13 protein-coding genes are annotated in these 14,584 nt (G+C 42.9%); 11 read left to right on the forward strand and 2 right to left on the reverse strand.

The window, feature by feature from the left end; translation table 11 throughout:
* Positions 1-6: 6 nt before the first annotated feature.
* A complete protein-coding gene (locus tag AB4507_RS00095) occupies positions 7-1,017 on the forward strand; it encodes a hypothetical protein (RefSeq protein WP_372157287.1) in 1,011 nt (336 codons plus the stop codon).
* Here the strand turns inward: AB4507_RS00095 and AB4507_RS00100 are convergent.
* Positions 1,014-2,444 (reverse strand): replicative DNA helicase, encoded by a 1,431-nt coding sequence (locus AB4507_RS00100; RefSeq protein ID WP_372050572.1) that lies wholly within the window; start codon positions 2,442-2,444, stop codon positions 1,014-1,016. The two genes, AB4507_RS00095 and AB4507_RS00100, sit on opposite strands and share 4 nt — an antisense overlap.
* Before the next feature lie 158 nt (positions 2,445-2,602).
* Complete coding sequence (locus AB4507_RS00105; protein WP_372157289.1) at positions 2,603-2,974, reverse strand: hypothetical protein; 372 nt, start codon at positions 2,972-2,974, stop codon at positions 2,603-2,605.
* A gap of 360 nt (positions 2,975-3,334) precedes the next feature.
* Between AB4507_RS00105 and AB4507_RS00110 the strand changes: the two genes are divergently transcribed.
* The 10 genes from AB4507_RS00110 to AB4507_RS00155 all read left to right on the forward strand — a co-directional run bounded on the left by AB4507_RS00110 (position 3,335) and on the right by AB4507_RS00155 (position 14,210).
* Positions 3,335-3,922 (forward strand): hypothetical protein, encoded by a 588-nt coding sequence (locus AB4507_RS00110; protein ID WP_086714975.1) that lies wholly within the window; start codon positions 3,335-3,337, stop codon positions 3,920-3,922.
* A gap of 22 nt (positions 3,923-3,944) precedes the next feature.
* Positions 3,945-4,712, forward strand: a complete 768-nt coding sequence (locus AB4507_RS00115; protein ID WP_372157291.1) for a hypothetical protein — start codon at positions 3,945-3,947, stop codon at positions 4,710-4,712.
* Positions 4,713-4,962: 250 nt separating this feature from the next.
* Positions 4,963-5,442 (forward strand): lytic transglycosylase domain-containing protein, encoded by a 480-nt coding sequence (locus AB4507_RS00120; protein WP_146493234.1) that lies wholly within the window; start codon positions 4,963-4,965, stop codon positions 5,440-5,442.
* Between the two features lie 113 nt (positions 5,443-5,555).
* Entirely contained in the window at positions 5,556-5,915 is a 360-nt protein-coding gene (locus AB4507_RS00125; protein WP_102305739.1) for a hypothetical protein, read from the forward strand.
* A gap of 114 nt (positions 5,916-6,029) precedes the next feature.
* Positions 6,030-7,982 (forward strand): helicase-related protein, encoded by a 1,953-nt coding sequence (locus AB4507_RS00130; RefSeq protein ID WP_136987035.1) that lies wholly within the window; start codon positions 6,030-6,032, stop codon positions 7,980-7,982.
* A gap of 76 nt (positions 7,983-8,058) precedes the next feature.
* Entirely contained in the window at positions 8,059-8,760 is a 702-nt protein-coding gene (locus AB4507_RS00135; protein WP_102305741.1) for a hypothetical protein, read from the forward strand.
* 243 nt (positions 8,761-9,003) lie between these two features.
* Positions 9,004-9,771 carry a hypothetical protein gene (locus tag AB4507_RS00140; RefSeq protein WP_081230270.1) on the forward strand — a complete coding sequence of 256 codons (768 nt, stop codon included), beginning with the start codon at positions 9,004-9,006 and terminating at the stop codon, positions 9,769-9,771.
* Entirely contained in the window at positions 9,768-10,469 is a 702-nt protein-coding gene (locus AB4507_RS00145; RefSeq protein WP_086714968.1) for a TraV family lipoprotein, read from the forward strand. The genes AB4507_RS00140 and AB4507_RS00145 overlap by 4 nt, the downstream gene beginning before the upstream one ends.
* A gap of 13 nt (positions 10,470-10,482) precedes the next feature.
* Entirely contained in the window at positions 10,483-13,140 is a 2,658-nt protein-coding gene (locus AB4507_RS00150; protein WP_136987036.1) for a TraC family protein, read from the forward strand.
* Positions 13,141-13,715: 575 nt separating this feature from the next.
* On the forward strand, positions 13,716-14,210 hold the full coding sequence (locus tag AB4507_RS00155; RefSeq protein ID WP_372157293.1) for a hypothetical protein: 495 nt from the start codon (positions 13,716-13,718) through the stop codon (positions 14,208-14,210).
* Positions 14,211-14,584 lie beyond the last annotated feature (374 nt).

Genomic DNA, 14,584 nt, shown 5'->3' on the forward strand with positions numbered 1-14,584 from the left:
GTTACTATGGACCCGATCAGTAGAATGAATTCCCTCATCACAGAAAGCTTTAATTCTGTAAAAGAATCGCAATCAGAAGTGCTTGAAACATTGGCCACTACAACAAGGAAGGTGTTCAAAGAAATTACTCAAACAACACCGAATTGGAGGCAGAAGCTTTCAGAAATTGCCAATGATGCAACTTGCGCCAATTATGTTGGCCACGTTGTCTCTAACAAACACACTCCAGCAGAGCTACTTCAGTCACAGGCAACTGACGACTTTGTTCTTAACGAATTACAAGTGACAGCGTTCGTGGTTTACGAAATGGTGGAACGAGGTTGCCCTGAGCCGACTCAGCTCAAAGATCTGAATACTGCTATCCAGAACGTAACGCTGAAGTCATTAAACAGTTTACGCAAGTTACTACGCCGCCATAACTATGATATCGACTATCTTTCAGATCGTGTACAAGAGGCTGCCTTGGAAACGATTCGTGCTGCACGCTGCTATAAGCATACGGGTATAGCGAGCTTTGATACTTACGCGAGCGCTCGCGTTAAGACCGTTGTATCAAGAAAAGAGCTCCACCATACACTGATGGTGAAAGTATCAGACCGGGACATTTCAGGCGCTTATTCAAAAGCAATTGAAATTAATTCCGAGAAAACCAACAACAAGCTGACCCCAGGTTCCAGTGCATCATCGTACTTACCCAAACCATTGTATGACTTTGATCAAGGTTCGAACGACAATCGATATGGGGTAACTAGTGGATGTAACGACAATGTGGTGTCGGATTTGACGCATCTTAAGTTGAGACAGCACTTGATTGCCCAGTTAAAGACCCTCAATGCGAACGAGAAAATTGTGATCATGAATGAGATGGGATTAGTAGCCGGTACATTGAATCGAAACGACTTGGTTGAATCTCTCGGTTTCTCCTCGTCTCGATATACCCAAGTTAAGACAAGCGCCTTACAAAAGCTAGGCGCACATAAGTCACTTTCTAAGTCATGGGAACGTGCGCTTGCTTAGTTGATGAACTCAATTCCACTCCCATTGGGACTGTTGTTTGGCAGAGTATCGTTAGTTTCGGTATTCTGCTTTTTGTTGTCGGTCCTTTGGTATTGATCAGCAATAGGTGACGCAGCTGGTGGTGCGCTTTGCGTGTAATTGAAGGAATCTTTAATTTGAGCGTATTTTCCAATGAAGGTTGTTTTTGCAGAGCCTATAGCTGATTTACGAGCTTTGCTAATAATCAAATGAGCGACACCAGGTTCATTTTGAGGATCATACATTTCCGGTCGATAAATAAAGCAGATGATATCCGCATCTTGCTCTAGCGAACCTGACTCTCGTAAGTCGGAATTCACTGGGCGTTTATCAGCACGCTTCTCGATATCGCGAGACAATTGGGATAGTGCTATAACAGGTACTTGTAACTCTTTCCCCAACGCTTTGAGCTGTCGTGATATTTCTGAGACTTCTAAGTTTCTATTATCAGTTTTGTATTTTTCACTGGTTAGCAACTGAATGTAGTCCACACCAATACCAGAAATCTTTCCATTATGCTGCCGATAAAAGCGACGTGCGCGACGACACAACTCCTCGACGGTCATTGAACCGTCATCCATCTCAATATTGTAATCACCGGATCTACCTAGCGCAGATGAACAATCAGCCCATTGAGTATCACTCATGCTGGCGTTTCGAATATTACTCAGTGGTACGCTTGCCAAGTTAGATAGCAAATTCTCTCCAATCGATTCAGAGCTCATTTCAAGGGAGAAAAATAAGAATGGTGCATCGTTTTGATAACTTGAGTTTTTGATAACGTTCAGGAGTAAGGTGGTTTTGCCATGAGATGGACGGCCTGCAAGGATGATGAAATCTGCAGGTCGGAATCCACCAAGTGCTTCAAAGCATGCAAAGCCCGACTTAAATGCATTAAATTCCCCTTTGCTTCTGCGCTCCATGTTGTCCAGCGTTGCAGCAAAGGCATCTTTCAATGAAATTGGGCCTTGCTCATTGTCCTTTTCCACTTCGTCATAAGACTCAACAACAGAATGCATCGAACCTATGATTTCATCGGTCGTCTTGTTTGACGAACATTGTGTTAATAGCTTTTGAAGCTCCACCTGAAGTGTTCGTTTGTTGTTAGTGTCGTTGATTTGCGAAACATAGTCAGAAAGAGCATTTATGTTTGCTGGTTGCGCTAGTGACTCCATGGCAACTGTAGTAATCGCGTCGACTCCCTCTTGCCCATACTCAGCGTATACACGCGCTTTAATCGTGTTTAAATCGATTGATTGTTTATCTTCATGCAATTTGAAGCAGGTATCGATGAGAACCCGTGTCGCTGTATCACTGACAACGTTAGTTTCTAGGTCGAGTTCGTCAATAACGCCATCATGGGAGAGGATGAGGTTAATCACAGGGTGGTATAAATTAAACTTTAACATGGTAATGCCCATCGGATACTAGGACATAGTTGATACAACTTTTGAGAGTGAATTTAGAGAATTGAGTGGGGGAGGTGGTAGGGAAACCCAAAAAGTTAACAACGGAGTGGGTTCAATCGCAACAATCAAACGATTGGATTTTTGGGTTTCCCAAATTACTAAAGCGAGGCGTCGATGCCTCCCTCATAATCAAATTCGACGGACTCTGTGGGAGAGCTAATCCATGCGTCGATGATGTTATTGCGTCGTGTCGTGTGGTATTTGCCTGACGGAAGTTTTTGCATAAATCCATCGGTGACCTGGTTGATGTCCAACGAGTAGCCCAGCTTCGAAATCTCGCCATGAAGTTTAAACATCACGTTATCCGAGATGTAGTGATAAGCGGTACTGCGCGAGATGTTGGCGTAGGTTCGATAGAGCTCTTCACATGGTTCCATTTTGAACTCATCTTCCAAAAGACTTGAGCTGCATTGAGAAAATAACAAGTTTACTCGTGCATCTAAGTAATCGGTGCGGCTGGGTGTGAGCATATACACGGCCAAACACGCGAAGGCGACAATTAAGCACGCAGCGGTTCTGACAGGGACACACTTAGTATTCATTTCCATAACGTTTTCCAGTTCCATTCATCTAGACAACCCAATATCAGAAATATGGCATAGACAGTCATGCCGAAATGAAATTAGTGGAACGATTTTTAGTGTTTCCCCCGTTTTGAATAGAAAACAGTGACCTCCTCTCGTTTAAGACGATGCCTAATGATGTGATGGAATCGAGTTCCTTTGTCAAATAAGGGGCTTAAATGGACTCGCTAATTCGTAAACCCAAGTGATTAGACGTGTATAACTGACCGTCAGAGTCTAAATCTTTTTTGACTTGGGGATTTTTTAATGAAAGTCATCGAGAATAACACCCTGCGCGAGTGTGTAGTCTGTAAACAACCCACACTAACAATGGTAGAAAATGGACACCAGGCAAAACGATACTCTTTATGTGAGAAGCACCACTCACAAATTGAGTACGTGAGAGTTATACAAGTAATACAGCAATCTAAATTCAAGCGAGATGGAAAAACTCGAAAAAATGTCAAAATTGTAGATCCAAGAAAGAGCTTGGTTCGCTTTGATTTTTATTTTCGAGAATTAGCAGTGGAAGATTGTGGTAATTATATCTGGCTAGGCGCTAAAAATGGGCCATCTGTACAGGCTGTTCATGTGTACCCTGACAAAAGTGATGTTACCGACTACTTACTGGCAAACCCACCTTTTAACGCAAAAGGAATCCAGTACCGAACAATACGCAAGATAAACGTATGGGATCGAGGGGATAGAAACGAAATCCACTTATCCAACATACCAGAACATCACTACACGAAGAAAGGCATGTCTCTCAACGATGCATACGCACTACTTGTGAAACGTAAGACTGTAGTAATTCAGAAAGTTGGAGCAAAAAAAGTAGTGACCAAATCAGCGTAATAGAATTGAACGGAGAAGCTAAATGGATTGGTTTGAACGATTAAGCTTGGATTGGTTTGAACGATTAAGCTACGGGCCACAGGTTGATGATCTTGTGGTCAGCTTTTTTAATGGATGGGTTACTTGGGTGCATGGCCTTAGTCTGAATCAGCGTTTGGCTTTTGCTATGTCAACTATAGTGGCTCTCTTTGTCGTTAATTGGCTGTTTAAAATGATATTTCGTATTTTTGTAACCGTTAGGCGATGGCTGCGTAGAAGGTGTATCCCCAAAAAAATCAACCTTCATCTAGATAGGGAGCAAGATCAGCACATAGAGACGGATAAGCTTTTATTGGGCGGCTTTCGTGGTCTATTAGTGACGCTCTTATTTATTGGGATAGTAGGAGGTGTAGGTGTCAAAATAATGAAGAGTGATAGTATCAATGACAAGCCTGATATCGGTACAGGTGTTTTGCACCGCGACATTGTTAAGCATTATGACCAAAACACATTAACTGTCGAGCAAATAGAAAAGTGCTTGGCTATAAGGCACTATCAAGACCAAAATCAGTCGCAAGCATTCGATTTACGCGCTCAGTTAGAAGAAAGGAAGCTCTACATCCAAAGCATAGATCACCCTACAAACTCAGATGTTCAAGCTTACAACGTCCTAATTGAACAATACCAAATTCTTGCTGAGAAGCTTGATGCGGTAAGCCTTGAATGGAACAGTATCTGTGCTAATAAGCGTTACTATTTAGAAGATTATAATCATAGCCAATTCACAAATACCGATACCGTAGATATGTAAGCCACTTAAGAGGCAAAGCTTTGTGTCGAGTCTCAATGCTTAAAGCTAAGAAATGCGCCTTCGCTAGTCGAAACAGCAAGGTAGGATTGCACTTTCTCGGGTAATTTCCTCATCAACAATTTCCGCTCAACGAATGAAGAATAAAGATGAAGAGAAAAGGTGTATCACCACAGGAACATACTTAGTCAGCACTTATGAAAAGCGTGTTTGCACTGACTTTCAATCATTGGCCACGAAAAGGAGAATCACCATGTTTTTCTTGCCAGATATCCATGACACCAAATTAGATACTGTTGCTTTATCAAACGCGAGTAGATGCAGCATTGTTGCTGAAGTCGCAGGAGAGAAGTATGTCCCGAGAGACTTTCTTAACTTACTTGTGGTTGGCGAGGGGGGCAAAATCGGCAGTAAAGTAAAAAATACTAACGATTCCTATGACTTGGGTCCCGCTCAGGTGAATACAATCCATTCCAAATACATCTTACGAAACTACCCTAATAAGTCTTGGGTAGATGTTGCCACTGACCCTGTTCTCAATATCCGTATCAGTGCAGATATATTCAAAGGATGCCTTACCTACGCTAAGGGTCATGTTTGGGAAGCCGTCGGTTGCTATAACTCAAAGACAGTCAACATCAAGACCAATTATCTAATCAGAACAATGAAAACTTGGGATTACATTCTGAAACGACCATCATTGAACTGCTCGGAGTATTGGTATCAGGATTAGAGCTAACTTCGACTCCCCAAATATCAAATAGCAGCTCAAATTCCCCTCGCTATTTAGCAAAATCGACTTCTACCACAAGTAATATGGGGTTCTCATGTTTATAGGAATTCATTATGTCGATACGTATAAATCGAAAGACACTGACCCTATGTGGCGTACTCGTACTGTCTGGTGTTCTGGTTCTAAAGTTCTCTTCTGTTTTCTTCGATGATTCTCATGCCTATGTTGGCCAGTGGAGCTCTGTATCGTCAGACGGCGCTGCAGAATTCAACGTCGGAGCTGACTACATTGAGGCGTTTGGGAAACGATTACCCGTTGACGTGATTGTTAATGATGACGGCTCTGTTTTGGCTCAGTCTCCAAACCAAAACTTTAGAATAACCAAAACCACCAGCGGTGTTGAGTTAACTGTTACACGTAGGTACATCGAAGAACCGGTCGAGAAGGTTTATGAGCTGACTCTAAAGCAGTAAGCGTTCGTAAAGACGTTCTAAATCAACTTCATATTACTGAGAGCCATCGTAACTAAATGATAGTGCTCAGACGTGTATAACTACTGCATTATTGAATCAGAATGAAACGCGAGAATGCTGGATATAAAGTACATCAAAGACACATTTAAAGTTCCTGTTTGGCAAGTGTTGTTGCGGTTACCTGAATCGTTTGTGGACACGAGACAAGTGGTGTCTGACTTTTCCTATCTTACGGACAGTGACTGTGTGGTTATTCAAGGGACAGTGACTTCTATTTCTGAATCATACAATCGAACGACTGTCATTAATGGCAGCATTGTTGACTCCCGAAACGTCGCTCAACGTTTTTCTCATTTTGCCAAATTAGACAGTGAATACGGCCAACAATTGGCAAGTCGACTTAATGATCGAGGTTATTACTTGTGCAAAGTGAAACAAGTCGGAACCGCGCTGTTTATCAACCACCCGCAGCCATTGAATGAAAAATTCATTGGTAAAATCACTCCGGTCTATAAAGTCAAAAGTAAGCAACTCAAAGGGTTGAAGTATGCTGAGTTTTTGGAGCAGCATATTGATGAACTGATCCCATTGACGGCAAGAAAGATACGAGAAGAATTAGCGAAATTAAATCTAAGCAACGGGAAAATTAGACGGTTGTTAGAAGCGCACTCGCTGTGTTTAGAAGAGGTTTTGAGATTTGTGCATTTCCCAAATTCATTGGAAGAAAGTGAACAATGCAACGCTATACTACAAAGAATAGCAGCTACTTTGTTGTTCTCAGAAGTGGAAGGCGAACCAAATTTAACTCACCCATTTCAGCTCGACAAAGACGATACCTATTTCAATGATGTCGTCCCGTTTCAACTGACGGATGAACAATTGGATGCCGTGAGCGGTATCAAAGCCGCGATTAACAACAGAGCCCCACGAAGTGTCTTATTCGGGGATGTGGGGACGGGGAAAACCGTCATTGGCGCGATACTGACACGTCATGTTGTTGATGCTGGTGGTTGTGTCGTCATTATGGTTCCCAACCTAATATTAGGAGCCCAAATCTATAAAGAGATCGACAACTGCTGGCCAGATATTGGCATCGAGTTTTTATTGTCTGAGAGTGAGCATGACAACTTCGTAGGTAAAGGCTATCGATGCATCAACGAGATGACAGAAGACACCCGTGTCGTGATTGGTACGACGGCTTTGCTCCATCATCACAACAATATGCCTATCGACCTACTGTGGATCGACGAAGAGCAAAAAATGGGGCTTGAACAAAAAGAATCCACATTAATAACTCATGGCCGGACACATCTGTTGTTGTCGAGTGCGACGTGCATTCCTAGAACGCAAGCGATGATGAGTTTTGGCATGCTGCCGTACTTCAAATTAACCAAGTACCACACACCTAGAGAAGTGATCACTACCCGTTACGAGCATACCCAAATCGATGAGGTTATCTGTCGAGTTGAAGAACGCATCAATCGTGGTGACAAGGTGTTAATCATTAGCACCATGAAAGGTGAATCCAAAGCTCAAGCTGTTTCACACAGAGCCAGTGCTGAACAACTCTTTGATGACTGGAAAGCGATGTATGGTGACATCGTTAAATTGTCCCATGGTGGGTTGTCTAAACAAGACAATGAGACTGCCATAAATGCAATGAAGTCGGGTGAGGGGAAAATATTGATTGCGACCACATTGATTGAGGTTGGGATCACAATACCAAAACTGAACTATGTCGTTGTGCTGAACCCTGAAAATCTTGGTGTGGTTACGCTGCACCAGATCCGAGGTCGCGTAGCGCGGGAAGGAGGTATCGGGCATTGTGACCTACTGCCTACTACCCAACTCAAAACGCCATCCATAGACCGACTGGATTTGTTGGTCAATCACTCTGATGGGTTCAGTTTGGCAGAGGCTGACTTGCAATTACGGGGTATGGGGGACTTAAAGAATGGCAACAATCAGTCAGGAACGTCGAAATGCATCTTGGTCGACCAACAATTATCGCTTGGTCTGCTAACCGATACCTTAGAAAGACTGACAGGAAAGGGATCAGAAACCTAAACGAATTAATTTCTGAAACTGACATCACGCTCAATAAATGACAGTCAGGCATGAGCAATTTACGGAGAGCACCATTATGCTAATTAAATACAAAAATTATTCTGATCTGGATGATTCTACTTTAGAGCATATGGATAAATTGAAGTACTCTGATTTATTCCATCAATTGAAAATTCAATTTGAAACAATGTGCGGATCTACTTACAGTTTCGGGGATATTTTCAATACACAAATTAATCAAACTGAGATTGTAGAACATAACTGGATGGTTTCAATACCAATTCAAAACCAACTATTCACTCTTGATAGTGTAAGAGAGTCGATACCGGAAAGCGAGAAAGGGATTAATGTACGTTGTTTTCTTGACCCGAATCTCTATGAGCTCATTTTCTTTGTCGACCCTAGAAACCCAAAAGAATTGATCGGGTTTTGCAGCTTAAGTAAGTTTGAACATAACGATGATGGGTACTATTCGATTAGAGTCGTTTTGGAAATGGTCTACGTTAAGCCCAAGTATAGAAATGGCATTCGAGGTCAGATAATGGCCTATGAAACGGGTCGCTTGATATCTAGGCAAAAAGTGTTTGATGAATTTAACAACGAATATCGATATGTGGACGTCGAAGTTGCTGGTCAAGGAACTAACGCAGGAGGTCGAGCATGTTTAGAGCGGTTTTACCTCGGAATCAATTTCCACCTCGGCGGCATAAGTATTGAAGATAAAGATGGTTGTGACATTGAAATACCATCTAACGTTATTTTGTGCGATGAATATTAGCGATTTGTTCTTGCTTTAATACAAGCTCTAAAGGCGGAGTTAAACAACACTATACCTTGCGATAGTTAGTTGTGGGAAAGTGAACCTCATCCCCTGATTATCGTTAATTTAAATACCTTTTCTGATGTAACACTTCACCTTTGTCACCAATAAAATTCAATTAAGCCGTGAAATAAGGCTCACTAATTTAAATTATGCAGATCTAAGTTTGGCAAACTCTTGGTACTAACTAGGAGTGTTGCTATGAAATGGTCAAACAAAATTCAAGGTATGTTGGGCTTAGGGTTGCTTGCCAGCCTTCAAGTCGCAGCTGAACCCCCAACGCAAGATTTCCTCAATGCCGACATCAATGTGGTTTCAAGTTATGAAATTGAAACCGACAAGCTAATTATGATGGAGCTGGATACCGGTGAAATGTTACTGGCCACCGGTGATGGAAAATTTCTTATCAAGGGCGGTTCATTATTCTCAACCGTTCACACCAAATTCGTAAACTCCCCACAAGAGCTTTACGCGGCATCCCATGTCGACTTGAAGAAAATGAAAATCAACCCAGAAGAAGATTTTGCGGGGTTTAACTTAAACCCATTAGCCAAAGTTTTTGGTGGGACCCTCTTTATTGCACCAACGGGTTGTAAGCATTGCGGTGACTTCGTAGAGATCCTTGAGAAGCAGCACCCTGATAAAAGATTCCGCATAGCAATCGTGCCTGTCTTCGATGATAAGGAGTATGAAAATACGTTGTTAGCCCAATGTTCCGATGATCCGGACAAAGCGCTGCACGCCTTATATGAAGGCACTTGGTCTGAAGCTAAATACCCCCGCCCACCAAATAGCCAGTGTAAAGAAGCCATTACCAAAGTGAATTCAACTTACGCGTCTCTACAGATAATGAGTCCGGGCCGTGTTGGGCTTCCTGCATTTTTCAACAACAAAACATCTTCCATTATCGGGCTGCCAACGAGTAAGGCTCAACTCACGTCCATTATCGTAGAAGGAATCGACCTATGATTAAACAATCCATATTTATCTCATTTGCGCTGCTTACTTTAGCCGGTTGTTCTGTCGTAGGCGAAGAAGAGGGCGTGTGTCCAGGCGCGAAAAGTGGTGTAGCGTGTGCGTCCGTCCGAGAAGTTTATGAGCTAACCAATGTCTATAACAATGCTGAAGACTATGCGAAGGCGACAGGTGACGAACGTGTCATGGTCACAGACGAAGATGGCGAAACCATCACAGGGAAAGAATACAAAGAAAAATACGGAACGGACATTGAGGCTGACTCAGCATCAGTGAATGAAACCCAACAACACGCAAACTTTTCTCAAGCTCCAGCGTTAGCTTCACCCGAAGCGGCATATCAGCATTTACTTCTTCCGGCTCCAGAACCCCTAGCCATGCGAAAGCCTGCCGATATTGTTCGTACATTGGTGCGTCCATATACAGACAAAGAAACCTTACAGATCCCTGGTTATGGATTCATCGAAGCAACACAGCGAACTTGGGTCGTCGATAGAAGCGCTAAGACCAATGATTCTCAATACGTCAACTTCCATGTCAGAAAGGAAAGCCAAGAGCAAAACTACGATGTGAATGATGATGGTCAGATTGGCGTCGAGTCACGCAATGCAAGACCGGCTATCAGCGACTCTGAGTTAAGAGAGAATGCGAGAAGTAATGCGAACTCGCTAATCGATCAACTGCGTCAATAAGGGGGCATATATCATGGGTGCGATTTCACGATTTTTTAAGCAATTCGAAAACTCCAAATTTGGCGATCTTCTCCCTGTCTTGGACTACAACCGAAAGCACAAATATTTCGAGCTCGAAGACAGTTACATTGGCTTAATGTACAAGATTGAAACGGTGCCAGCCGTTAACGATGAGTTACAGGAGCTATTAGAACAAATCTATAAGGCCGATTGGCCGGAAGACACGTTTATTCAGGTCTTGTTTTGGGCGAATGATAATTTAAGCCCTTTCACCAATAGCTTTTCTATGTACCACGGAGGTCGACAAACAGGTGAGGCAAACGACAGACTGAATTCGATTTCAAAGGGGCTGATTAACCACTTCCAGCAATCATCACAATCAGGGTTTGGTGATAGCGACTGTCGAGCTCGCATGTTTGATTGTTACTTCGTAGTGAAGGTTCCAATCAAAGGCAACTTTGGCGTGCCTACCAAAAAGGAACTTAAACACTTCAATAATCTACGTACTGATACAGAAGAGTCATTGAACAAGGTCGGCTTGTTCTGTACCCCGATGGATCAGTGGGGCTGGCTACACTTCATGCAAAGGCTCATGAACAGAAAGGACTCGTCAACTTGGCGCAAAGGAGACGTTAATAAAAACGAAGCCTACATGCCCCGAGATCAAGTTCAGGAGCAGGGCGGTAAAATCGAGTTTACCGATTCGAAGGTCATCATTGATGAGCGGCCTATATCGATGCTTACTCCCAAAGAATACCCAAAAACACTGGGCTTTGGTGACATGCTGAATGTCTTTAGTGATTGGCGATATGGGCATTCTACAGCATGGTCGAACTTCATGATTGTATTGAATGTCCATTACCCTAACTCTAAAAAAGAAGAGGGTAAGATTAAGCGTCGCCGTAAATACATGACAATGCAGGCAAACAACAAATTAGTAAATTGGAATGATACTGTTCGTTGGCAGCGAGCTGACTTTGATGAAGCTTTTACCAAAATTGAGCAAAAGAAGTCGAAGATGGTGAATGCGTATCTTCAGTTTATGATTTTTGGTGATGATGAGGAGCATTTAGAGACGGAGATTGCACGCTTCAAGAAAGTAGCTTCAACCCCTGCAGGATTCGAATTGGAAGAAGACAAGTACATGACTCCACCTATGTTCCTGCATTCATTACCTTTCGCACCAGACCCTGTGACTCGCAAAAGATTAGACCGCTATAACTTAGTACCGTCTGATGTCTGCGCGTTCATGAGCCCGATAATTTCCAGTTCATCTGGCAACTCACCAAGTAAACCTGTGATCCCCTTTGTAACCAGAGACATGTCGATGTTTGGGTTTAATCCTTTTGAAACCGATGGCTCAATGAACGGTATCGTTGTCGCGGAGTCGGGCTCGGGCAAGTCGGTTCTCGTCCAATACATTGTGACGTGCATATTGGGGTCAGGCAAGATGCCAAGCCAGCATCTATGGAACATGATGAATTTACCCAAGTCAGAAATCGATAAGCTGATGAAGACCGCTCAACATATTGCTGAAGCCAAGCGCGATGGTGGTATGGCAATGATTATCGATGTGGGTCGAAGCTACTACCGTTTGTGTGAAGCGTTGAATGGTCAATTTATCAGTTTCGGTCAAGATATGAAGTTCTCACTCAACCCTTTCCCGTCCATTGTTGAGTTCAGTGGTAAGGAAGGGCAGGCTGGTATGATTTTGGAAATGCTGTCGGTGATGGCAGAGCCCAATGGTACGCTCACGACGTTGCAGAAGCGTGGTATGACGACCATTTTGAAATTGATGTGGGATAAGCATGGTCGCGACTCAAGTGTCACGATCTTCGCTGATATGTGTTCTGCGAGCTCTCGTCAAGAGCTGAATGACATTGGTGAACAGTTAAAACCATTCCGTGAAGGCGAAATGTTTGGCGATATGTTTACGGTCAATAAGCCGCCCCCAACGCTGGACAACCCATTCATTGTCTGTGAATTAGAAGAGCTGAAGTCGCAACCGGAATTGCAGGTAATTGCCTTAATGCAGATCATCAACCTGTGTTACCAACATTTCTTCTTGGGTGATGCTCAAGCCGGTTCTCAGCGTCGTTCGAAAGCCTTCATTGTGGATGAGTGTTGGGAGTTCCTTCAAGAAAAGCAAGGGTCCACAGGTGCTAACCCAGTATCATCGTTCCTTGAGAGTGCCTTTAGGCGTTTTAGGAAGGTGGATGCTAGTGCTTGGATTATCACCCAATTGTTGAGTGACTTGTATGGTTCATCTGTAGGTAAAGCCATAGCCGCCAACTGTGTATATCGTTGCTTCCTGTATCAGAAATCAGACACGATTAATCAAGTTAAAAATGACAAGCTGGTGGCATTGTCAGACCAAGAATTCGAAATTCTCAAATCGATTAGGACCCGTAAAAATAGGTACTCAGAAATCTTCTTCCAAATTGGTGATGACATCAAAGAGGTTGTGCGTTTTTACGCGCCTCCTGCAATGCTGCTGATGTACTCCACGGACCCGAAAGACAAAATGGAATTAGCGGCTCTGATGGAACGGGGGTACACCCAAGACCAAGCCATCGATAAAATTTTAGAGACGCGTCGGGTCGAGTCATTTGCGACTGACATGGATGACTTGGAAAATGAAGACGAAGAACAAGTCGAAAACGCCGCATAACAATGTCCTTTCTTTGAAAGAAAATAAGTTATGCAAATGATCTCCCAAATAGGCAAGCAGGCTCCAAAACCTGCTTGTCAATTTAAAGTCCAAATTACCTTCCTTGTTTGAAAAACTTATTTCTACCGCTCCTTACAATGAAAATCACACCCCAACAATGGTCACTATGCAATGAAAATTCTAACTATGGTTTTAAGCACTTTGGTCTTCATGAGTTCAGCTATGGCTAACACCAGTGACGACATAATCAGTCGTTACAAAGAAGCGTGTGGAACGGAGTGTGGGGACACCATCGCCTATTTGTCACGCTATGCTTCCGCCCAATGTAACATTCCTTATGATTCAGTCGTAGAAACGTCTGTGGAGCTTACTGGGCTTCAATTTGTGGCGATCTCCATTGCAGTCCAACACCCACTTGCTCACTCATTGCAAAATTATGCTTTGAAGAGTCTTGATTGTTCGGACTTACATAAGTGGTCTAAGTCCATCGAAGACTATTCGTTCGTGCTAGAGGCAAACAACGGACTCCAAGGCTCCAATGTCTCAAGTAGCAATTAGAATGAGTGAGGTTATGGATGTTGAGTACTAACCAATGTAATGAAAAATCAGGCAAAAACGTGAAGGTGACATGGCTTCTGGTGTGTGGACTTGTGGCCTTAATCACTATTGTTACCGTGATGATGTGGACAACGAGAGCGAATCGATTCAGTGATTACACGATGATGGAAAAATCATCACGCGAGTATATTTTAAACCTGTATGCAATGGACAACTCAACACTAGATTCAAAGGCGATTCAGTGGCCTGATTTTGCTGTCGCTCATGGTGGGGTGCAGTCAGTGAATTTGGTAACAAAAGTTTGTAAGTCTGAGGCGTCAAATGCCACCTGCTTTTTTGCGTATCAAACTTCCTTTAAAGACCAAAGCCATACCATGACATATGGAGTCAGGGCGACAAATGATGAAAGTGAACCGCTGAATATTGAATTGCTCAATGCAACTGGGGGGCGGTTGTTGCTTTCCATGCCAGATCCCTTTGTGAATAGTCCTGTGGTGGAGGTATTGGAATGAAGACGCTAAATTTTCTTGTTGGATACATCTCTCTTCAATTGGGGATAATTGTCTTTTTGACAAACCCATTGAATAGCATGTCACTCACAATAATTTGCTTTTTACTGGTGGCGGTATGCTACTGTCTTGTCTCCCCGTTTATCAAATGTCGTCTACAAGAACTCATGCATTTTGATAAATTTGTCTTTGAGATTTATCAGTCAAATCGACGTCATCCATTGTCTGAAAAGTTTGGAACGGAAATATCTAAACACCTGTCTAAAAATGCACAATCTTCTTCTGATAAAAAGAAAGACATCGGCGCATATGTAGCCACGGACTTATACTTGTCCTTATTCACGTTCGGTATCGCGGTCGCGCCAGGTTTATTAATC

Origin of the sequence: Vibrio sp. 10N.222.54.A3 (assembly GCF_041474095.1) — a bacterium.
Taxonomy (GTDB): Bacteria; Pseudomonadota; Gammaproteobacteria; order Enterobacterales; family Vibrionaceae; genus Vibrio; species Vibrio crassostreae_C.